Origin of the sequence: Shewanella sp. WE21 (assembly GCF_002966515.1) — a bacterium.
GTDB classification, from domain to species: domain Bacteria; phylum Pseudomonadota; class Gammaproteobacteria; order Enterobacterales; family Shewanellaceae; genus Shewanella; species Shewanella oncorhynchi.
Genome location: NZ_CP023019.1, coordinates 5,169,288 through 5,190,067 on the forward strand (window position 1 = coordinate 5,169,288; position 20,780 = coordinate 5,190,067).

General features: G+C 43.0%; 16 protein-coding genes, 1 other RNA gene and 1 pseudogene. 7 read left to right on the forward strand and 11 right to left on the reverse strand.

The genetic code is table 11. The annotated features are described in order from the left end of the window. Nucleotides 1–30: 30 nt before the first annotated feature. The 6 genes from CKQ84_RS23290 to CKQ84_RS23315 are packed head-to-tail and all read right to left on the reverse strand — an operon-like array spanning nt 31 to nt 4,988. Nucleotides 31–1,278 (reverse strand): tetratricopeptide repeat protein, encoded by a 1,248-nt coding sequence (locus CKQ84_RS23290; protein WP_105252916.1) that lies wholly within the window; start codon nt 1,276–1,278, stop codon nt 31–33. Beyond that, nucleotides 1,278–1,904: an energy transducer TonB gene (locus tag CKQ84_RS23295; protein ID WP_028760437.1), complete on the reverse strand. Its 627-nt coding sequence runs from the start codon at nt 1,902–1,904 to the stop codon at nt 1,278–1,280. Before CKQ84_RS23295 ends, CKQ84_RS23290 begins: the two co-directional genes overlap by 1 nt. Before the next feature lies 1 nt (nt 1,905). Further along, a complete protein-coding gene (locus CKQ84_RS23300; RefSeq protein WP_028760438.1) occupies nt 1,906–2,310 on the reverse strand; it encodes a biopolymer transporter ExbD in 405 nt (134 codons plus the stop codon). Between the two features lie 13 nt (nt 2,311–2,323). Then, nucleotides 2,324–2,851, reverse strand: coding sequence for a MotA/TolQ/ExbB proton channel family protein (locus CKQ84_RS23305; protein WP_081729046.1), 528 nt, complete (start codon nt 2,849–2,851; stop codon nt 2,324–2,326). Continuing rightward, nucleotides 2,851–4,206, reverse strand: a complete 1,356-nt coding sequence (locus tag CKQ84_RS23310) for a MotA/TolQ/ExbB proton channel family protein (RefSeq protein ID WP_105252917.1) — start codon at nt 4,204–4,206, stop codon at nt 2,851–2,853. Before CKQ84_RS23310 ends, CKQ84_RS23305 begins: the two co-directional genes overlap by 1 nt. Then, nucleotides 4,206–4,988: a DUF3450 domain-containing protein gene (locus CKQ84_RS23315; RefSeq protein ID WP_105252918.1), complete on the reverse strand. Its 783-nt coding sequence runs from the start codon at nt 4,986–4,988 to the stop codon at nt 4,206–4,208. The genes CKQ84_RS23310 and CKQ84_RS23315 overlap by 1 nt, the downstream gene beginning before the upstream one ends. Nucleotides 4,989–5,626: 638 nt before the next feature. Here CKQ84_RS23315 and CKQ84_RS23320 point away from each other — a divergent pair. Next, a pseudogene (locus CKQ84_RS23320) lies at nt 5,627–6,830 on the forward strand (IS3 family transposase). 46 nt (nt 6,831–6,876) lie between these two features. Here the strand turns inward: CKQ84_RS23320 and CKQ84_RS23325 are convergent. The 3 genes from CKQ84_RS23325 to CKQ84_RS23335 all read right to left on the reverse strand — a co-directional run bounded on the left by CKQ84_RS23325 (nt 6,877) and on the right by CKQ84_RS23335 (nt 14,088). After that, entirely contained in the window at nt 6,877–9,759 is a 2,883-nt protein-coding gene (locus CKQ84_RS23325; protein ID WP_105252919.1) for a TonB-dependent receptor, read from the reverse strand. A 447-nt stretch (nt 9,760–10,206) separates the two neighbouring features. Continuing rightward, nucleotides 10,207–11,418 (reverse strand): porin, encoded by a 1,212-nt coding sequence (locus tag CKQ84_RS23330; RefSeq protein ID WP_105252920.1) that lies wholly within the window; start codon nt 11,416–11,418, stop codon nt 10,207–10,209. A gap of 222 nt (nt 11,419–11,640) precedes the next feature. Continuing rightward, on the reverse strand, nt 11,641–14,088 hold the full coding sequence (locus CKQ84_RS23335; RefSeq protein ID WP_105252921.1) for a DNA polymerase II: 2,448 nt from the start codon (nt 14,086–14,088) through the stop codon (nt 11,641–11,643). Nucleotides 14,089–14,225: 137 nt separating this feature from the next. Here CKQ84_RS23335 and dinG point away from each other — a divergent pair, with 137 nt between their 5' ends. The 6 genes from dinG to CKQ84_RS23365 are packed head-to-tail and all read left to right on the forward strand — an operon-like array spanning nt 14,226 to nt 19,704. After that, on the forward strand, nt 14,226–16,298 hold the full coding sequence (gene dinG / locus CKQ84_RS23340; protein WP_105252922.1) for an ATP-dependent DNA helicase DinG: 2,073 nt from the start codon (nt 14,226–14,228) through the stop codon (nt 16,296–16,298). Between the two features lie 9 nt (nt 16,299–16,307). Beyond that, the gene (locus CKQ84_RS23345) at nt 16,308–17,081 is read left to right on the forward strand and encodes a TSUP family transporter (RefSeq protein WP_105252923.1); all 774 of its coding nucleotides are present in this window, start codon (nt 16,308–16,310) and stop codon (nt 17,079–17,081) included. Next, nucleotides 17,078–17,740, forward strand: a complete 663-nt coding sequence (locus CKQ84_RS23350) for a primosomal replication protein (RefSeq protein ID WP_105253146.1) — start codon at nt 17,078–17,080, stop codon at nt 17,738–17,740. The genes CKQ84_RS23345 and CKQ84_RS23350 overlap by 4 nt, the downstream gene beginning before the upstream one ends. Nucleotides 17,741–17,749: 9 nt before the next feature. Beyond that, on the forward strand, nt 17,750–18,439 hold the full coding sequence (locus CKQ84_RS23355) for a DUF2057 domain-containing protein (RefSeq protein WP_105252924.1): 690 nt from the start codon (nt 17,750–17,752) through the stop codon (nt 18,437–18,439). A 29-nt stretch (nt 18,440–18,468) separates the two neighbouring features. Next, nucleotides 18,469–19,380 (forward strand): histone deacetylase, encoded by a 912-nt coding sequence (locus CKQ84_RS23360; RefSeq protein WP_173913211.1) that lies wholly within the window; start codon nt 18,469–18,471, stop codon nt 19,378–19,380. 33 nt (nt 19,381–19,413) lie between these two features. After that, nucleotides 19,414–19,704 carry a late competence development ComFB family protein gene (locus CKQ84_RS23365; protein WP_028760452.1) on the forward strand — a complete coding sequence of 97 codons (291 nt, stop codon included), beginning with the start codon at nt 19,414–19,416 and terminating at the stop codon, nt 19,702–19,704. 218 nt (nt 19,705–19,922) lie between these two features. Here the strand turns inward: CKQ84_RS23365 and ffs are convergent. Together ffs and CKQ84_RS23375 are read right to left on the reverse strand one after the other, a co-directional pair. Beyond that, nucleotides 19,923–20,020: signal recognition particle sRNA small type (gene ffs / locus CKQ84_RS23370), an RNA gene on the reverse strand. 259 nt (nt 20,021–20,279) lie between these two features. Then, complete coding sequence (locus CKQ84_RS23375) at nt 20,280–20,642, reverse strand: ComEA family DNA-binding protein (RefSeq protein WP_105252925.1); 363 nt, start codon at nt 20,640–20,642, stop codon at nt 20,280–20,282. Nucleotides 20,643–20,780 lie beyond the last annotated feature (138 nt).

The window sequence follows — 20,780 nt, forward strand, 5'->3', positions numbered from 1 at the left end:
TTTCGATTCAAACGCTAAATGGCGAACTGATTACAGCGTGATATTATGCATACGAGCTTTCTCTTTAATATAAGAGATATAGCTATTTGCACTCTTCTGTGTCTTCTTATCATTAGCAGCTAACACTGCACGGTTATAAGCCGACTTATACTGTTTCAAACTTAAATGAGCCAAAGCTAATTCAAAGTTTGCTTCACCAGGATGCTCAATACCCATTGATATGGCTTTTTCAAGCACAGGGATCGCAGCTGTATATTGTTCATTCAAGTTTAATAAGCGACCTTGTTTCAAGTAAGTCTTGCCATCATTGCTGATGGCTGCAGCTTTACCGTAATACTCAGCAGCTTGCTTAAACTCTTTCGCATTTTGATAGAAACCCGCCAAAATCTCTAAAGACTTAGCGTCCTCAGCGATCATGCCTGATTTCATATGTTTCTGATAAATTTTAGCGGCTTGATAAGGAGCACCTTTTTGTGCCATTAACTGCGCTAAACGCGTAATGTTGCCCGCGCTATCCAAGAAACCATTTCTATAAGCCAAATCGTAAGTTGCAAGAGACTTGTCATAGTCTTCAACCATCAAATAAAACTGTGCTAATTGAACCCACAATCTGCCATCATCCGGGAATAAAGGCACCATGACTTCTAACACACCAACAGCTTTCTTGTACTTCTTCTGATTGAAGTAAGCAGTCAGCTTCATTTGATACAGACCTTTGTCAGGAGCTTCAGCTAATGAAAGACCTTTGTCGGCCACTTCAATCACTTTATCCCACTGCTTCAGTTCTGAATGCGCAATACCAATACGGCGATACATTTGAGAATCGGCTTTACAAGTAAATTCCATCCACTTGTAATAATAAGGAATCGCTTCCTTAAACTTTTTCTCTTGTAATAGCAAATCAGCATAAAGACGCATAGTTGCAGCATGATCTGTACCACCTAAAATATCAGCTTCAACAGCTTGTTTTAGGTACTTGATCGCGGTATCCATTTTGCCTTTCTCGGCATAAAAGTTACCCAACATACGTGCAACATAGGCTTTGTCGAAGTCGTTCTTGGCATTTGCCTCTAGCAAAATAGCAATAGCTTCATCGACCTGACCATTGGTATAAGCTTCAAATGACTTCTGAACTTTCTTCGCCGCGCTTTCACCCACAGCTTTAGATTGACGTTTGTCGATAGCACACTTTTCTTCTGCGACTGCAGATGAAAGAGTTAATGAACCGCCACAAACAGAAAGCAATAATAGAACTGCGATTTTATTAACATTACGCATTATTGGTTGCCTCCTTTATCTAAGGTGAAGTCTAGTTGTACTGTCATACCAGGTTGTTTCAATGGCTTGCCATCAACAATCTTTGGCTTGTACTTCCACTTCTTCAGTGCACGAATCGCTTCTTTATCAAATAAGCGTTTTGGTTCTGCTTGAATAACTTCAACATCGTCGATACCACCGAGTTCGTTAATGGTAAAACGAAGTTGTACCCAACCTTCTTTACCATCACGCGCCGCAGCAATTGGATACTGAGGTTCGATACGAACGATAGGTGTAGCATCACCATCGCGAGTCATCATATTGCCTAATTTAAAACCACCTGTTGAGTGACCTCCAGCTTCTACACCACCCATATTGAACGACATCGCTGTGTCAATATTGCTCGAAGATTCTGGCGGCGTTGCCTCAGGCTTCTGTGGCTGTTCTGGCGGTGGTGGTGGCTTAGGCACTACCCTTGGCTTATTCTGTGCTTTTGAATCCTGTCTATCCATAGTGATTTCAATTACAGGGGTCTCGGCCGATGTTTCGCCGCGTTGTGCGCCGCCACCGACCAAGAACGCCATAAAAGCGAACAGACCAAAAGTCACAGCAGCACCAATAATGATCGATACTAGTGCTCTTAGCATATTAATCGTTCCCCGCAGATACCGAAATTTTATCTATACCAGCCGCTTTGACTTGGTCTAGAACTTTAACAACTAGGCCATGCGTTGCGTCTTTATCTGCCTGAATCAATACCGCAGCCTCAGGAGCTTCAGCCAGCATGCGCTCAACGTTTGCTGTTACACGTTCGATATCAACCTGACGGTTTTCCATCATAATCACGCCTGTTTTACTGACGCCGATAAAGATGTTAGCCGAAGGCTTTGAAGTCGCTTGCGAAGCTTTAGGTTTGTTATAATCCAAACCAGAAGGTTTCACAAATGACGTTGTTACAATGAAGAAGATCAACATGATAAACACGATGTCGAGCATCGGTGTCATATCAATTTGCGCTTCCTCGTCTACACTGGAATGCTTTTTACGTGCCATGTTCAATCTCTCTCTAGTGGTGCGGCATGCTGTCTTTTAGCTTTTCTAAACTGATTTTCATTTTTACATCCAGACGAGTACTAAAGAATACTCCCGATAATGCTGCAACCATCCCCGCCATCGTGGGCATAGTCGCCATTGAAATACCAGCCGCCATTAAACGAGCATTACTCGTCCCCTGAACTGCCATCACATCAAACACTGAAATCATACCGGTTACGGTACCTAACAAACCTATCATAGGACAAATAGCTACTAAGGTTTTAATCATCAGCATACGTGCATTCAAATCTTGCTTCGCTTGGGACAGCCAAGCTTCACGGATACGGTGTGCGTACCAAGAGGTGGTTTCCTCTCTAGAATCCCACGCAGATATGATAGCTTTATGTTGCTTTGGTGATATCCAATTAAGATACCAATAACGCTCAAGCATCAATACCCACATTAAGAACAATACAAACGCAACCAACCAAAGGACGTTTCCTCCAGCGGCCATGAAGCCCCTGACGGAATCCCATATGTCCATCAGGTATAGCATCATTAGTTAGCCCTCTTCTCAGCATGTGCTGCGATAATTCCGGCACTTTGCTCTTCCAAAATTTGGGTGATTGATTTGCTACGCGCAACGAGTATTGCATGTAGTAACATCAGAGGCAGAGCCGCAACTAGACCTTGCACTGTAGTAACCAGAGCCATAGAGATACCACCCGCCATCAGTTTTGGATCACCAGTACCGAACAGTTGGATACTTTGGAAGGTCGCAATCATACCTGTTACTGTACCTAGCAGACCTAACATTGGACCGATAGCTGCAATGACTTTCAAAATTGAAATTCGAGCTTCTAATGCAGGCGTTTCTTTCAGAATAGCTTCATCCAACTTCAACTCTAATGTTTCAACATCAACATCTTTGTTTTCATGGTAAACCTTCAAGATACGACCAAGGGCATTGTTACCTGGATTATCAACATTTTTAGCTTGGCGTTTAACTTTTGCACCGATAGCTGCCAGCACAATGAAACGCTCAACCGCAATTAATAAACCAATAGCAAGTAATATCAGAATAATATAGCCAATTGTACCGCCTGACTCGATACGATCTTCCATGCTAGCTTTGTTAGTAAATATGTTTAACAGTACGCCACGAGCAGGGTCAATATAGAAAGGTGCTGTACCAGAAGCCGTTTCTTCCCATTTAGCAACTGCGCTAACTTGGTAGCCTTCAGGTTGTTGAGACAGCTGTTGTACTAAACCTAATTCAGGGTTATATACAATATATTTACCATCAGCCGTTAAGTTATAAGCACCAATACGATGAATAGTCGTTGTTTTCACGCTACCATCAATTTCGGTAACAGAACCTTCAAACTTAACCACTTTGCCAGATTGCGCCATTTCAAATAGCTGCTCTTGCCAGAATTGTTCTAACTCTTCAATTTTTGGTAATTGCTTACGGGCACCTAAATCAGCAATAAATTTATCGCGATTTGGAAATTGAGCACTAATGTTTGAACTTGCCAGTTTACCTGCGAAATCGCCGGCTTCACCTTTAACTACACCAAACATCTCACCCAAGTCACCTTGAGCCGTTTTTAGATCTTCTTCTAACTGAGCAATTTTACGCTCGTTATCTAAAAACGCTTGGTTCAAATCTTTACCACGTTGCTTTTCAGCAGCCAACGCATTTTTTTCTTTTTGCAGTAAAGCGGCCTTATCGCCACGCTCTGCTTGAAACTCTTGCTCACGCTTGCTATTAACTTTACCTTCAGCAGCACGCTCAACTTTAACTTGTTGCAACAATTGGTCAATTGACTTAGGCGCATCAGCAGCGCTTACCATACCAGCAGTTAAAGAGAAACTTGCAGCCAAGACAGCTGTAGTAATTAACTTCTTCATTATTGTGCAGTCTCCGCAGCAGGAATTGGTAATGCGAATAGATCTAGAGCGCCTTGTTTACGGGCAATGCGGATACCTTTAGTCAGTTCACGCAAATAGCTGTCATCTAACTTATCCCAACCCTTAGATTCTGGGTTGTACATCCAGCCAGTCTTTTGATCTAAACTCTGTGCATAAAGAGCAACACGACCTAAGTTAAAGAAGTCAACCAACACTTCTTTACCATCTAGGTTTAACTTACCTTGGTTAACGGCAACAGCACTACCGTATTCGCGCTCAATACTATAAGCATCAAGAATTAGACGATATTTTTCTGCTAGTGTTACTTCTGCAGTATTAAGTAGTCTTTTCAGCTCATTAACACGATTCGTACGTATTTCAGAATTAAAAGGTAAATCTAATTGAACAAACTGTTCTAATGATTCAACCATTTTAAACATTAATGGCACAACACCTTGGCGAAGTTTATCAACACCATTGATGTCACCCTGCACTGAATCCATTGTCTTTTGTTGATCAGCGACTAAGCTGGCAACATAATCGTTATATGATTTCAGTGATTCGCGCTCATCTGCAACAGAACCATACTCAAAAAGCATGTCTTGTGCTTGATCGAAATACTTATCAACGTTCTTTTGCGACGCAGCAGCATCAGCATGGATCATACTATCCGCTTTCTGCACGTCGGTAAGAGGATCTGCAACTACTAAGCTGCTGCTCGCTAATGCCAGCACGCCAACAAGTGCAGTAGCGATTTTTGTTCTATTGCTTACCTTGGACATAGTTCCCAACCAATTTGAAGTGAATAAAAAGGTTTAACTTACCAGCAACATAACGACAAGGCATAAATACTTGCCGAAAAAATTCCTGTAAGTTCGTCTTTCTCTTGTGATTCTTAGTTTTTTCTTCCCTTTCCTACGCCCTTACAGGCATAGACCCGCTGGCATCATTTCACAAAATGTTGACCTGTGTCAACATTTCAGGCGACTAAAAACTAGTGTAAAGAAGCGTTAATAATGAAATTTTTTACGAAAGGTGTTTTTTTAGACAAAAATGAATCTTTCGGGTTATTACTTTTTGTTCCAAAAAATAATAAACTAATTTAAACCCTATAAAATCATAAAGATAAACCAGAGCAATACTTGTGAACCCTGTTTGTAAAATTAACATTTCTTAACATGAAAGCAACTCAAGTAGATGTTCTTTACTCATATTCTCCTGATAAAATTTACTTAACTTGAACTCGATGTAAGAACATTAGAACTAGGGGCACCACGTGATAGGATTTTTCGACCACAATAAACCCATCACACCAGAGAACCAGCTCTCAAAAAGCCAACTTTTAAAAGTTGCTTTTATGATTAAGTTTGACCCGTCCTAAATAGCGTTGACACTTTTCAAACTCATTTTGGAGAGTGTGATGACTTCAACAATTAAACGAACTCAACGTGATTATTCCCTCGCTTTTAAATTGGCCGTTGTCGACCAAGTTGAAAAAGGCGAACTGACCTATAAGCAGGCCCAAGACAAGTACGGTATTCAAGGTCGTTCCACCGTGTTAGTTTGGCTTCGCAAACATGGAAAACTGGATTGGTCCCAAGGGACACCGTCTACATCAATGCGAGGACATTTAATGACTGAGCCCACCACTCTCACTCCCGAGCAAAAGATAAAAGCACTCGAAGCCGAACTTGAGGATACCCGCATGAAAGCCGCGTTCTTCGAAGCCATTGTCGAAAAACTTAGCACTGACTACGGGATTTCTGTCGTAAAAAAGCCACGCGCGAAACGCTCCAAGAAAAAACGGCCATAGGGTATCGCGTCACCCAATGCTGCCGCTACCTCGGGATTAGCCGTCAGGCGTATTATCAGCAATGTCAGCGGCAAAAAATATCAGAGCAGAGGGAGCAACATGTATTGCAAACGGTGCAATATGAACGCTTGTTTCAACCTCGAATAGGTACACGCAAGTTACAATATTTACTGAATAAATCGCATCAAATAGTGATTGGGCGAGACCGGTTATTTAGCAGCCTCAGAGCGCATCGTTTGTTGGTCGCGCCTAAACGGGCGTACCATAAAACGACTCACAGTCATCATCGATTTCGGTGTCATCCCAACTTGCTTAAGCCCAGTGAGCAACAAGTGGACATCACTCGCTCAGAACAAGTCTGGGTGGCTGATATTACCTATCTGCCACTGCAAGATAATGAAGCCTATTTAAGCTTGGTGACCGATGCCTGGTCACGAAAAATCGCGGGTTATCATGTTGATGATAATCTCAAAACAGATGGTGTGCTAACAGCGTACAAACAGGCACTGAGGCAGCGGTAAGACAAAGATAAACCGCTGAGACCTAGATACAATACTGCTCAAACGCTTATCAAGCGGTTCACACTCATCATGGCGTGACATGCTCAATGACAGACGGACATGACTGCTATCAAAATGCGTTAGCAGAGCGAGTAAATGGCATATTGAAGCAGGAGCTTTTAACACATAAGCCAGCAACGCTGCAGGAGGCACGACAGATGATAGCAGAAGCGGTCGCCATCTATAATCAACGACGGCCCCATTTGACCTTAAAATACAAAACGCCCGATGAGGTTCATCAGGCGTTTTAGGTGGAAATAAGTGTCAACTTATTTCAGGACTAGACAGTGCTAACTCTTAAAACTTTTGGTTGACACTTAAGAACCAACTACGACCAAATAATCGATATGTACTTTCATCAGTATTGCCATTGAAAGCCGTTTCAATATATGGAGGTTTTTCGTTAGTAATGTTAGTTACACCTACGGACAATGTAGTGTTAGTTGGTAAAACGTAACTAGCTGTAACATCGTGATACATAACACTCGGAACCTCAAACTCATATCCTTTCCCAACAACATCAACGTAAGTTAATGTGTCATATGTCATGCTTGAAATATAATTAGTACGATAAGTTACACTTAAGTCTTCCCATTTATAATTAGCACTGAAATTCCACTTATCTTCAGCATAAGAAGTATCGTTTACAAATGTACCAGCAACATCACCAAAAGCATACTCATAAGCAAAACTGCCATCAGTCTGTTCAGTCGCTACAAATGAATTTTCGCCACGTTCTAAGAAATGAGTCCAAACAAAATTAAGTTTAAAATCACCTATAGATGTTTCAAAACCATAATCAGCTTCAAAATCAACCCCTTTTGCAGTCATTCGTGCTAAGTTAATATTTCGTCCATCAACATATGAAAGATTACCATCAGGTCCACGATTTACGCTATTACACATTTCTTCTAAGTTGCCTAAATAACAACCATCAATAGAATCTGAAGGGTCAATAGAGGTGATAACGTTATCTATATCAACAGCCCAGTAATCTAAAGTTAAACCTAATCCTTCAATAAAGTCAGGAGAATAAGCAACTCCTACAGTTAAAGTATCGCCTTCCTCAGGCTTCAAATCAGGATTACCACCGACCTTAGCCAACTGTTGCGACTGATCATTATCAACTCCACCAGATGGTACTCCATCTGCAACACATCTAGCCTGAGACTCTGCACTTAAATCAGTCCAGTTAGATATACGACAAGGATCAGTAGCAGATGCAAATGAATCATTTGCTGGATCATATAACTCGCCAATATCTGGCGCTCTAAATACTGTTCCATATGTGGAGCGGGCTAACAGGCCATCAAATATAGTCCACTCAAGACCAGTTTGATATGTTGTTGAACTGCCAAAGGTATCAAAATTATCATAACGAACTCCAACAGGGATCTCTAGGCGCTCTATTCCTGGCAATCCTTCTACAATAGGTATACGGAATTCAGCAAATAATGAATTAACATAAAATGCACCATTTGTACCTTTAGATTTATTACCTGAAACTTCACCCATAAATTTTCCAGAATCTACGTTTGCTTCAGCTTTTTCACTTCGATACTCATAACCAAAACCAGCGCTAACAGCTCCTGCAGGTAAATCAAATAACTCTCCACCTAAAAATGCAGTAAAGGTTTCTAATTTATAATTAGAAGAGTCAACTAATGGAGCAGTAATATAATTTAGCATGTCAGAAGTAATACTACCTGCACCACCAAATAAATTTAATGGAACGCAGCCATCTATAACATTACCAGTGGTTCCACATACAATATTGCCATTAGCATCTTTAAATGATGGTCCTAAAGCTTTTGCTAAGTTAGGACCATATAACTGACCAAAATCATTATCAGTTCGTTGCGAATAGCCGTAATTATAGTTGACATCTAATGACCACACATCATTCAATGTAATATCAGCACCAATAACTTGTTGCGCACGTAAAATATCTTGTTCAAATGAGCGACCACCTTCAACCATACGGCGACGAGCTTGTTTTACATCCTCACCAAAAGGATTATAGTAGTTGTCTTTTGATATCCCCTTGTAAGCAAAGCCTGTTACAGGATCAATTACAGTATAACCAGGATCTGTACCCGTATTATATGGAACTGCAGCTAATTCTTGTCTTGATTCACGTTTATTTATACGAGTTTCAGAATAAAGAGTCACATCATCATTAAGTTCGAAACTTCCATCAATGTAAAAGTTTAATTTTTCATATGGCGTTTGAAGGTAGTTAACAGGATTATAGTTATATGTATCTTTAGCACCATCATAGCGTCTCATATCGTCTAGTGTCGCTAAATCATTAGAAGCCTGATCACCATTATCACGACATGCTCCATTAGTGTATGAACCAGGTTTTCCGAATAAAAAGAAATTACCGCATGGAATAATAGAACTACCAGCATCGAAGGCGTTTGCACCATCTTGTCCTGGAGGAATCAAACCATTAGCTTGGAAACTATCAGGATCCTCAACGTTCCATGGATGCTGAAAAAAATCAACATCAGTTACATCACCCTGATAAATTTCTTTCTGTTTGACATAGTCAACGTTAAAAACTAAGTGCCCAGTATCAAACTTTTTCCCAGCAATTAAACTGAAACTTGTTTGCTCACCAGCATCAACATCAAAGTTTTGCTTTGTTTGAGCAGTGAACTCGATCCCATCGAAATTACGTTTAGTAATAATGTTGACTACACCCGCAACAGCATCAGCACCATAGGTTGCCGAAGCTCCATCTTTTAAAATTTCAACACGCTCAATCATAGACGCAGGAATATTCTGCATATCATTAGAAACTGGACGGCGTCCATTTACTAACAATAAGGTACGTGATGATCCTAAACCTCTCAACTCAACAAAAGCGCTACCATCCCCTCCGTTATTTGTAGTAGTAGCAACAGGAGAACCAGACATAACAGAACTAGATTGCAAAAACTCACCAACATCCTGAATACCTAAGCTGGTTAATTGCTCGGAAGTAATTGTCGTTACTGGTGTCGCATTTTCCATATCAGTTCGTTTTAAACGAGAGCCAGTAACCTCTATTCGTTCAACTTTATCAGCGCTTTCATCAGCTGCATATACAAATGGCACAGCTAACGTCGCTGCTGCCAAGCCACCAACCAGAGCGTAACGCACTGAATTAGATAATAAATTTTTCTTATGCATTGTCTATCTCCCTTGATAAATCATGTTTTTCTTATATTCTGCACCTACATTTATGTATAGATGGCGTAAATTGCTCTATCGCAACCTTAGTTGCTAACACATCAATTTCAATAGCAATAAAATCACATATGAAACACTAAATCAACAAATAACAAACAAAAAACACATTATTACCCCAGCAAAGATACATAAGGATGAGTGGGTGATGATTATTTATACAGCGAGTGATTTTAGGGGATGGAGATAACACAACTTACGTCATAATTAACGTGAGCTTGGTTGTAAGGAGAGAAAATGCTAAAACTTAAAGCGTTTAACACGACCTTATTGAGTTTAATAACCTTTTTAAATGAAAAAGCCCAAAGTTTTACACTTTGGGCTTTGAAGCAACACTTACAACTAGCACAATTCTAAAAAATTAAACTATTGTAATAGACAAGGCAGAACTTAAAGTGTGTAACGGATACCAATTGCAACACCGTCAGATTCAGAAAGCGCCATTCTAGCTTCTTGTTCTTTATCTGCACTGGTAAAATCGCTGTAATCTTTACGTGCTTCTACGTAAAGCACTGTGTTTGGGTCCCATACAAAGTGCAAACCAACCACGACAAACTGACGTTTGAACTCATCGTTAGGATCGGCATTAAAGTTAGGTTGAATGACATAGTCTTTACCGGCATCAAGCACGTTGTAAGAAATGAATGGGCGTAATCCATTGTCAAACTTGTAAGAAACTAAACTTTCAATACCATAGGCGTCTTTAATCAAACGACCAATATTGTCTGTGTCATGATTTTCTTGTCTGTTAACGTTTGCAGCAGCGTATAAGCCATTGCTATCGAAGTTACCCCAAGTGATACCCGCACCGTAGATAAGATCAACCGCAGTGGTTTGTTCGCCATTACCAAAACTCACATCAAACTCACCGCGGTTAACACCCGCAGTTAAGGTCAGCATATCAGTGGCTTTATAGGTCAGCGCGCCACCATAAGTATAATTGTATTCTACTTGTTGAGCCGCTTTATCACCGCTTTCCCAGTTCGCTTGACACTGAGCTTGTGAAATATCATCCGTTGTATCACAGGTATAGAAGCTGCTGTTTTTCAACTGAGCTTGAACTGCAAAGCTTACATCGCCAAATGCATTGCGATATTGAACTGTTTTATCACCACGGCCAACACCGTTTACCGCGCCATCATCTTTATTATAAGTGTAAACACCTGCAGTGTTACCGTCCCACACAAAACCATAGTTAGTGTTGTAAACGACATCGTACCAAGCGCCCCACTGCTTACCAATAGTCAGTGTTCCATAAGTGTCATGGGACAGACCAGCGTAACCTAAACGGTTATAAAAAAACTCTTCTTGAACAGATTCGAAGCGATTATTATAGACAATGTCGCTACTACCAACAGGATTCACACCCCATTCCAATTTAGCAAATGCTTTCCAACCGTCAGTCAACTCACGATTAAAACCAAAATTAATGCGAGATGCGCCGTTAACAACCTCTGTTTCCCCTTGAGTGTTGATCACGCGTGCATCAATAAAACCACCGATTTCTACGGCATTTTTATTATCTTTATAGATCTCGATAGCTGAGACTGATGGAACTAAAAAAATTGCTGCAAGCGCAATTGCTACTAACGTCTTGTTCATTTGGTGCTTAACCTTTTTTGTTTATGTTCTGTCAACGTCATTCCGTTGTTATATTTCCTTACAATTTCCTCTTAAAGGGTAGCAAACTTTCAATATTCCCTCAAAGCTAAACCTAAAGAATATGTCGATTAACATCACAAAAACAAACCAGTTAACCTCTACAAAACAGGTTAAAACGCTACATTCGCCACCCTGCGCAACACATAAAGAACATTAAAAACACTATATTAACAGTAACTGCTTTGACGCAATATCCATGTAGTTTAGTTTCATTATCGAAAAAACAGGCTCGGCAATAGGGCCAATTTGCTTATCAATGTAGTATTGGTAATCAATTGGCGACGTTCTGTACAGTAAGGATTCCGGTCCATTTACAGTAATCAGATAATCAATCTGCGCCCCACGCTTGCCAAAAGAGGCATATCCTGTTAAGTCGCATAATTGTTGAGCGACTTTAACATGGGGAGAAGATTTAGCCGTGTAATCTTCAATATTGCGTCGCATACGTTTACGAAATACCAAATCATCATCCAACTCGCCATCAAGCAGCTTTTCAAACACACTGGCCAAATAAACACTGATATCCCTTTGGTTAAACATCCGTTCATAGAGTGACTCTTGAACTTTGCGCGCTAAAGGGCTCCAATCACTGCGCACTTGCTCCATACCTTTAAAAGTAAGCTCAAGTTCATCGCTCGCATTACGCCACGCGCCAACATAACGTTTTTTACTGCCTTCTAACGACCCTCTTAAGGTAGGCATAAAAAACTGCTCATAGTGGCGTTCAAACTGTAACTCGAGAAAACTCTCAACTTGATGATCTTCACCGATCTTAGCCTGCCACTTAGCATTAATTTCCCGCGCCAGAGTGTTACCTAAGGCGTTAATGTCTGAGAGATCTGGCTCGCTGCCAAGCCAGACAAAGGTCGAATCCGTATCGCCGTAAATCACTTGATAGCCCATCTCTTCTATCCATGTGCGGGTTTGTTTCATGATTTGATGGCCACGCATAGTGATCGAACTTGCTAACTTTGCATCGTGGAAAACACAACCTTGAGAACCTAAAACCCCATACAACGAGTTCATGATAATTTTTATCGCTTGGGATAAAGGCGCATTGTGCTCACTTTTGGCCTTTTCGCGCTGCTCAGATAATGTTTGGATAAGCTTAGGTAAAATGGGCTGTTGCCGACTGAAACGGCCACCGAGAAACCCCGCAACACATTCAGACTCGGGCAATCGCAAACCTTCAATTAATCCCTTAGGGTCAATCAAAAAGGTACGAATAATGGAGGGATACAGACTTTTAAAATCGAACACTAAGATGTGCTTATAAAGTCCCGGTACAGAATCCATCACATAGCCGCCGGGGCTTTCGATCCCATCACTCGCAGGAGCATAGGGTGCGACGTAACCTGCTCGATGTAGATGGGGTAAATACAAATGATTAAATGCCGCCACCGAAGCCCCAACCCGCCCCAACTCTAAACCTGTTAGTTCAGCTCGCGCGAGGGCGAACTCCCATAATTGAGTATGACTAAAAATATCCCACACCAGACGGCTGTCAGTAAGATTGTAATGTGCTAATGCTTGTTTATTGGCCTTAAACAACTTATCAATTTCTTCAACGCGATTATCCACGTTATGAATGGCCTTGCCTTCACCCAATAATTTCCGTGATACAAATTCCAACGAGAACCGCTCAAAATGATAGAAAGCGGCTTTGAGCCAATCGATACCATCGAGTACCACACGGCCCGGTAAAACTAAGGTTTCTGGCCGAAATTTATTATCGACTTTCCACTCAAGCTTTGCCCCTCCGCGGCCAATGGTGAGCGGAATACGGTGTAATAATGCACGGCGTGACAAGAGTGCGAGGTCAAAACTCACCACTGACCAACCTATGACAAAGTCAGGATCAAACTCATGGAACCACGCGATTAATCGATGAATGAGTGCAGCCTCATCGGCCACCCATTCAATATATTCGGGAGAGTTTGATTCAGCCTCACCCACCATAATCACTTTTTCATAAGTCTGCTTGAGGCTATCTTGCTCACCGTCTCGGCCACTGTCTTGACCATATAATGCAACCGAATAGAGTAACCCCTCAAAGCTACATTCAAAATCCAGTGAGATACAGCGCAAATGTACAGCCGTTAAAGGGGCAATACTCTTAGCCCGCTCGGCGATAAACACGGGCAGCGAGTTAGCCTCAAGACTGTCGCTAGTCGGCTCGTGTATGTTACTCGTCGCAGAGAAATGCCCTAAAAATGCCACATCAAGTGCCACAAACCGCTCGATTAAATAACGCTGTTCGGGGCGAATGTCGGCTTCAAATAAGGGGATGTCGGCATCTTTAGCGATGCGCTGTAAGGTACGTAAGCTGTTGCTCGATTTAGCATAAACACCACTGACTGCGCCGCCTTTAAAGCTTTTGAGCGCTAACGGTACAAACCGCAATGCTTGACCCGGCGTTTGCAACTGCAAAGCCGTGACATCAGTTTGATGACAAAAACAAATGTGTTCAGTGCCTTGCACTTCCACCAGCACAGGGCCTTGGGCGGTAGCCAGATAATACTGCAACACTAAAATCCCATGACGATGAATCGCATGGCGTGTTAAGACTCGACCTTGTACACTAACAGCCGCGGTAGCCTCTGACTTCATCGCATGGGTTCCCAAATCGCATAGCTAGTCAATTTAGATGGTTTCTCAATTTAAATGCCGCCAAATGGCAGAAAAGTTTCTTAGGCTATGCAATCACTGTTATTATGTACAGCATTAATTCGATAAAGTAGTGACGCATGTTACCTGACAATGTAAAAAACCAGATCCGCGCCATCTATAAGGATATCGCTACCGCCTTGCCTAATTTTAGGCCGCGCCGCGAACAAAACTATATGGTGGCGGAAATCTCTAAGACCCTCGCCGGCGACTATGATAAAGATAGGCGCATCATAGTGGTCGAAGCAGGCACTGGGATCGGTAAATCATTGTCTTACATCCTCGGTACCATTCCACTGGCATTAGCGAGCAAGAAAAAAGTCTGTATCGCCACCGCGACCGTTGCCTTACAAGAACAATTACTGCATAAAGACTTGCCCTTCTTCCTTGAGCAATCCGGCTTAAATTTCCGCTTTGGCCTAGTAAAAGGTCGACAACGTTATGTGTGTCTATCGAAACTGGCGATGCTCATCGGTGACGACAACAGTACACAAATGGCCATGTGGCAAACTAAACCTGACAATAGCCAAGTGGCTATGATGCATGGCCTGTTAAAAGACTATAACGAAGGTCGCTGGAACGGCGAAATCGATACCTTAGCCGTGCCGCTGCCCGATCACCTGTGGCAACAAATCGCCTGCGACAAACACAGCTGTCATCGCCAAGTCGCCAGCCACAGAAATTGCCCGTTCCATAAAGCCCGTGAAGATGTTGATACTTGGGATGTACTCATCGCCAACCACAGCTTGTTATTCGCCGATTTAGAGCTAGGTGGCGGCGTGATTTTGCCCGATCCCGAAGACGTATTTTATGTTATCGATGAGGCACATCACTTACCGATTGTGGCGCGGGATTTCTCCAGTGCACAGGCCACGTTGAGGGGCGCATGCGACTGGCTCGAAAAAATTGGTAAAACCTGCGCCAAGTTACAAAACCAAATAAAGAGCAACAATATCATTGCCCCCGCGCAGGCGATGCAAGATCATTTAGGCGATCTTATCGCCCAGCTCAATCAAGTGGCCCACTACTGCGATACCCAGACCAAACACTTTGCCAATCCTGAAAACCGTCTGCGTTTTGAGCACGGCAAACTGCCGGACTCATTACTCATTCTGGCTGAAAACCTCGCTGTTACCTCTAATCTAGCCCTCAAACAGTTTAATAAAATGCTGTCACTGCTGGCCGAGGCGATTAAAGATGGCGACATTCCTAAACATCAATCCGAAGCGCTATTGGCCGAAACCGGATTTATGCTGCAAAGGCTCGAAAACCTGCAGAAACTGTGGAGGATGATGGCCAAGGAAGATAAACATAAAGGTGCCCCTATGGCGCGCTGGGTTGAACTTATCACAGGTAAACAAGTGGATTATCTGTTTAGCGCCTCACCTATCGAAGTCGGCTTTATGCTGGAATCCATGCTGTGGCAAAAGGCCGCAGGCGTAGTCTTATGTAGCGCCACGCTGCGCGCACTCAATAACTTCGACCATTTCGTACATCAGGTGGGGTTATCACTCAACGATGGCAGTCGTTATTTAGCCTTACAATCGCCCTTCGATTACCCCAATAATGCGACTCTTTATTTACCCAAAATGCGCACTGAGCCGACGGATGATGCCTATACGGCTGAACTTGCCGAACAAATCATCACCCTTATTGAAGGTGAAATGGCAACCTTAGTGCTATTCGCCTCCTACTGGCAGATGGAAAAAGTGGTTGAATTACTTGAAGGTAAACTCACCACTGAGCTACTTATCCAAGGCAATGCGCCACGGCAACAATTGTTAGAAAATCATAAAGCTAAATGCGATAAAGGCGAACCAAGCATCTTGTTTGGCACCGGCAGTTTTTCTGAAGGTCTCGACTTACCGGGCGATTATCTGACGAACTTGATCGTCACTAAACTGCCCTTTGCCGTGCCAACCTCGCCCGTTGAGCAAGCGCATGCAGAATATGTCAAAGTCAAAGGCGGTAATCCCTTCTTACAACTGACGATCCCAGATGCTTCACGTAAGCTTATTCAAAGTTGTGGTAGATTACTGCGTAAAGAGCAAGATTATGGCCGAGTGACTATTTTAGATAGGCGGTTAGTCACTAAACGCTATGGTAAGTCCTTACTGGATGCCTTACCGCCCTTTAGACGTGTTATAGAGTAGGATTAAAATTTGGAGTTGTTACTCGAGCCCAGTCATTGGGCCCTGTTGGCAGTCATAGGTCTTATCGCTGGATTCATTGATGCCGTCGTGGGTGGCGGTGGCCTATTGTCGATCCCCGCACTGTTAACCTTAGGCATTGCGCCGCATACCGTATTAGGCACCAATAAGTTAGCCGCAAGCTTTGGCTCTTTTATGGCGGCTTGGACCTATTATCGCAAACATCTCTTTAAACCCTCGTTTTGGTACATGGCTTTTATCGCCACCTTTATCGGCGCGGTATTGGGCAGTTTTTTAGTCTATTTAGTCGATACCCAATGGCTCGAAAAAGTCCTGCCGCTGCTGATCATTGGCATCGCCATTTACAGTTTAGTCAGTCCCAATGCGATGTCAGACGTTAACTGCAAAGTACCAACCAGCAAGCCGCCAGCCAAGCAACAATGGCTACAGGGACTGGCTTTAGGCACTTATGATGGTTTTGCAGGCCCAGGCATTGGCGCATTTTGGACCGTCACATCTGGCTCTTTGTATAAACTGCCTTTACTGCACAGTTGTGGCCTTGCCCGTGCGATGACTTTTACCAGCAACTTGACCGCACTGACTATCTTTGGCTGGCTTGGACAGGTACAGTGGCAAATAGGTCTGTGGATGGGATTGTGCATGATGTTAGGCTCATTTATCGGCGCCCGCTGTGCGATTAAATTTGGTATGCCCTTTATCCGTCCACTGTTTATTTTGATCGTGCTAATGATTGCAGCGAATTTGGCATGGAGCGCATGGTTGTGAACACCCAACAATTAATGGTGATGCTGAAGAATCAGCTTAAAGCCTTAGAACAAGAAGTGCTGCAACACGATAATCGACTCGCGCCGCCGCAGCGTAAACTTCTGCAAGAAACGGAGCGTTTTAATCACTCGCTGTTTGTCCAACACGGCGCCCAACTCGGCCCCTGTATTGAACAAATTCGTAGCAGTATTATGCAGCTCGAAAAACAAATTAAGCTTAAACTCGCCCCCCAGACCATTGCCCTGAGCTGTGAGCGGATCCAAGATAGATTTACCGCAGTCAAACGAGCCTTGCTGACCACTTCTATCGACATTAAGTCTAAAACTCAGCAGCGTGCCAGTAGCCGTGCCCGTTTTGCACAACGCCAGAATCAGTCTCACCAAGCCAGTGGTTTCGATTGGATCGCCAATAACGTGATGCAAAATAGTCATGAGATCTACGAAGAATTGAACAAACATCTGAATTGGGCGAAAAAATTTGAACAAAAAATTGAAGAAATGGAATCAAAACTTGAAAACTGTCATAGTGCTGACAAAATAAAATTGCAAAATGACATCCTTTTGATGCATCGTCGTCTAGGAAAATGCAGGCAAGCTATTAGTTATATAGAAGATCGCATTCAAATATTCGAACGCCCGTATCAGAGTAATAACCGTTAAGGAGTAACAATGAAATCACTTTTGCCAATTAGCAGCCTGCTAGTATTACTCGGATCTGCCTCAGCCTTCGCTGCAGATCTGAACATTCCTATGTCATTTGAGTATCTTGCTCTTGATGGTAAAAAAGTCGAGTCGAGCGTATTCAACCATAAAAGCAGCTTAGAATTGGCCCCCGGCACTCACAAAATCGCCATTCGTTATCATGAAATGGTAGAGGATGATTTTAGTGACAGCCAAACCTTTGTTAAGTCAGCACCTTTCATCGTTACTTTAGATGTTAATGGCGACCATCAATATTACCTGCAAGCGGCCGAAGGTGAAGTCGTTAAAAAGCCTAAAGTTTACGCGCAAAACCCACAAGTCAAATTAACCCGTAGTGACAAAGGCAGCGTCAATTACCAAGTGGTGAATACCAATTTAGAAGAAGAAAGCTTCGTCTCTCGCCTTTTCAGTGGTAATCAAGCCGTTGACGTATCCGGTACTGCCGCAGCAGCAACCGGTGCCGCTGGAGCAGTAGTAGCTGTTGCACCAGCCCCCGTGACAACATCGGCGACCGTTAACGCAACATCACTCACAGCCCCCGTAGACACCTCTAAAGCAGCAGGAGCCAACCCACAACAAATGTTGCAATACTGGTGGCTACAAGCGGATGAAAAAACCCGTAAAGAATTTATGAGCTGGGCAATTTCACAGCTATAACAACTTGCGATAACGAGGTTTAGTCAATATTGACTCTGATCCCACTGGTTTATCACGCCAGCTATTCCAAGCTGGCGCTTCCTCCCCATCACAGATTTCCCACCACTAAATACGCACATTTACGGCAGTACTTACTCGATAACCACATTGCCACGACTGCACAGTTCCACACGCCAACGGCCATGACTGCAGAAGATGTAATGCAAGTGCATCAACGCGAATATGTAGAGCAATTTATCGCGGGTACCTTGCCAACAGCGGCGCTTAGACGGATTGGTTTCCCATGGAGTGAAGCCTTAGTTGAGCGTACCTTGCATTCTGTGGCTGGCACCACACTCACAGCTTCATTAGCCATAAATCAGGGTATTGCCCTGCATCTCACGGGGGGCTACCATCACGCCCATTACGATTTTGGCAGCGGCTATTGTATTTTCAACGACCTTATCCTCGCGGCCAGAAATGCCATCGCGAGCCAGCAAGTACACAAGGTACTGATTTTTGATTGCGATGTGCATCAAGGTGACGGCAGTGCAACCCTCAGCCACCAACATCAAGGGATCATCAGTTGCTCGATTCACTGCAAAGAGAATTTCCCGAGTCGTAAGCAGCATTCCCACCATGATATTGAACTAACTAAAGGAGCGGACGATGATAGTGCGTATCTTGAAACTGTGGAGCAGACACTCGCCCTCCTTATCCGAATCCATCAACCAGATCTGATTCTTTATGATGCTGGGGCCGATATTCATCAAAATGACGATCTTGGCTTGCTCAATATCAGCCAAGAAGGACTGTTCAGACGGGATTTAACTGTGTTATCAATGGCAAAATCGGAAAATATTCCAATTGCAGCCGTGATAGGCGGCGGCTATAGCAGAGACGCACTACAATTAAGCCAAAGACACGGCCAACTTTTTATTGCGGCAAATCATTTGTGGTAGCAAACTCAATGAAAACCGTCATGGAGCATAACAATGCAACTCGAAATCCGTAATTACTACGAAGTTCTTTTAATGGAAATATTGTCAGATGAAGGACTTATGGACGAACTTCCTGAGGACTATCTCGCCGACTTATGTTGCGTGACCTTAAATCAACTGCCAGTGCGCTACATACGCCACCTCGTCGATACTTACTTCTTTGAAGACTATAACGAGCTACAGGAATTAAAGCGTGAGATCCAAACCGCACTCGAAAAGTCCCGCGCTTTTCTTAAACAAAATCTGCAAAAAAGATTACAGGAAGAAGCCGAAGCCAATCGTTAATTTCGTTAAAGGTTACTGTTGAGAGCATTTTTAGCCGTTGTAGTGGCAAGAAAAGAGGCAGGCAATGGATTATCTCATTGTGCAGAAATATTAACGCTATAAATGATTAACAGCAGAAAACGGAAATAGTCTGTAAGCTAAAATATTGAATGATATAAATTGAGTAGATATAAAGAGGTACAACGGAAATAAGCAGAGGGACTGTTGAATTGGAGGTTCCCCTAGAGCCGACACCCCGGCACACGAGTCGCTTGCTGCGGTTGCTCCCTTCCGGGCCTGGCCGAGTTCACAAGTTATCATTGCGGGGGGACCCTAGGGTCACCATAACTTCGAACATTACTTTGAATGACATAAACCAAAGCATTGCTTGAACGCGGAGGATTATCCCCCATGGACCCTATGGGATCAAGCGCTAATCGATAAGTTCTCTTAATATCCCACCTAACTGCACAATCTATAAGCAAATGGAGTGATTGAAATGATAAAAGCCTGCAAATGCAGACTTTTATATATGTTTTACTGAATCTCTTATCATAAAAATCAGCAGGCTACACCGCAATCATCGCCAAAGGTGGTTACAACTTGATCAAATGGCGATTTTGCTCAATTATCTTAGCCCCAACACCAGAGACATTGGCTAAGTCATCTATAGCATTGAACTTACCATTTTTAGTGCGATAGTCGACAATCGCTTGAGCCTTTGCGGCACCAATCCCTTTGAGTACGAGTAACTGCTCGGCTGAAGCGGTATTGATGTTGACTTGAGCGGCATCTGGCATAGATTTTTTCGCATCAGATGCCATTTCACCCGCTTCAGTTTTAGCCTGTACTTTCACGGCGGCTTTGGTTGGGGTTTCTGTTGCGATTGCTGGGCTTGCCAAAAAAGCCGTTAATGCTATGGCACTCATAAAAGCAGGTATACGATTTGTGGTTTTCATAACAATTCCTCTATTCCATGATTTGCGGCCTTTCGTCCTACTTCCGTGGCCTCAAATCAAAAATAGTCTAAGCTGTCCCGAAATACCAAATCGGCGTCATAAATATTCACTATCGCTAAACTTCTGTCTTCGGCTCAA

Coding starts and splice junctions, on each gene's coding strand:
- CKQ84_RS23290 (WP_105252916.1), bottom strand. CDS start 1,278: ATGCGTAATGTTAATAAAATCGCAGTTCTATTATTGCTTTCTGTTTGT.
- CKQ84_RS23295 (WP_028760437.1), bottom strand. CDS start 1,904: ATGCTAAGAGCACTAGTATCGATCATTATTGGTGCTGCTGTGACTTTT.
- CKQ84_RS23300 (WP_028760438.1), bottom strand. CDS start 2,310: ATGGCACGTAAAAAGCATTCCAGTGTAGACGAGGAAGCGCAAATTGAT.
- CKQ84_RS23305 (WP_081729046.1), bottom strand. CDS start 2,851: ATGATGCTATACCTGATGGACATATGGGATTCCGTCAGGGGCTTCATG.
- CKQ84_RS23310 (WP_105252917.1), bottom strand. CDS start 4,206: ATGAAGAAGTTAATTACTACAGCTGTCTTGGCTGCAAGTTTCTCTTTA.
- CKQ84_RS23315 (WP_105252918.1), bottom strand. CDS start 4,988: ATGTCCAAGGTAAGCAATAGAACAAAAATCGCTACTGCACTTGTTGGC.
- CKQ84_RS23325 (WP_105252919.1), bottom strand. CDS start 9,759: ATGCATAAGAAAAATTTATTATCTAATTCAGTGCGTTACGCTCTGGTT.
- CKQ84_RS23330 (WP_105252920.1), bottom strand. CDS start 11,418: ATGAACAAGACGTTAGTAGCAATTGCGCTTGCAGCAATTTTTTTAGTT.
- CKQ84_RS23335 (WP_105252921.1), bottom strand. CDS start 14,088: ATGAAGTCAGAGGCTACCGCGGCTGTTAGTGTACAAGGTCGAGTCTTA.
- dinG (WP_105252922.1), top strand. CDS start 14,226: ATGTTACCTGACAATGTAAAAAACCAGATCCGCGCCATCTATAAGGAT.
- CKQ84_RS23355 (WP_105252924.1), top strand. CDS start 17,750: ATGAAATCACTTTTGCCAATTAGCAGCCTGCTAGTATTACTCGGATCT.
- CKQ84_RS23365 (WP_028760452.1), top strand. CDS start 19,414: ATGCAACTCGAAATCCGTAATTACTACGAAGTTCTTTTAATGGAAATA.
- CKQ84_RS23375 (WP_105252925.1), bottom strand. CDS start 20,642: ATGAAAACCACAAATCGTATACCTGCTTTTATGAGTGCCATAGCATTA.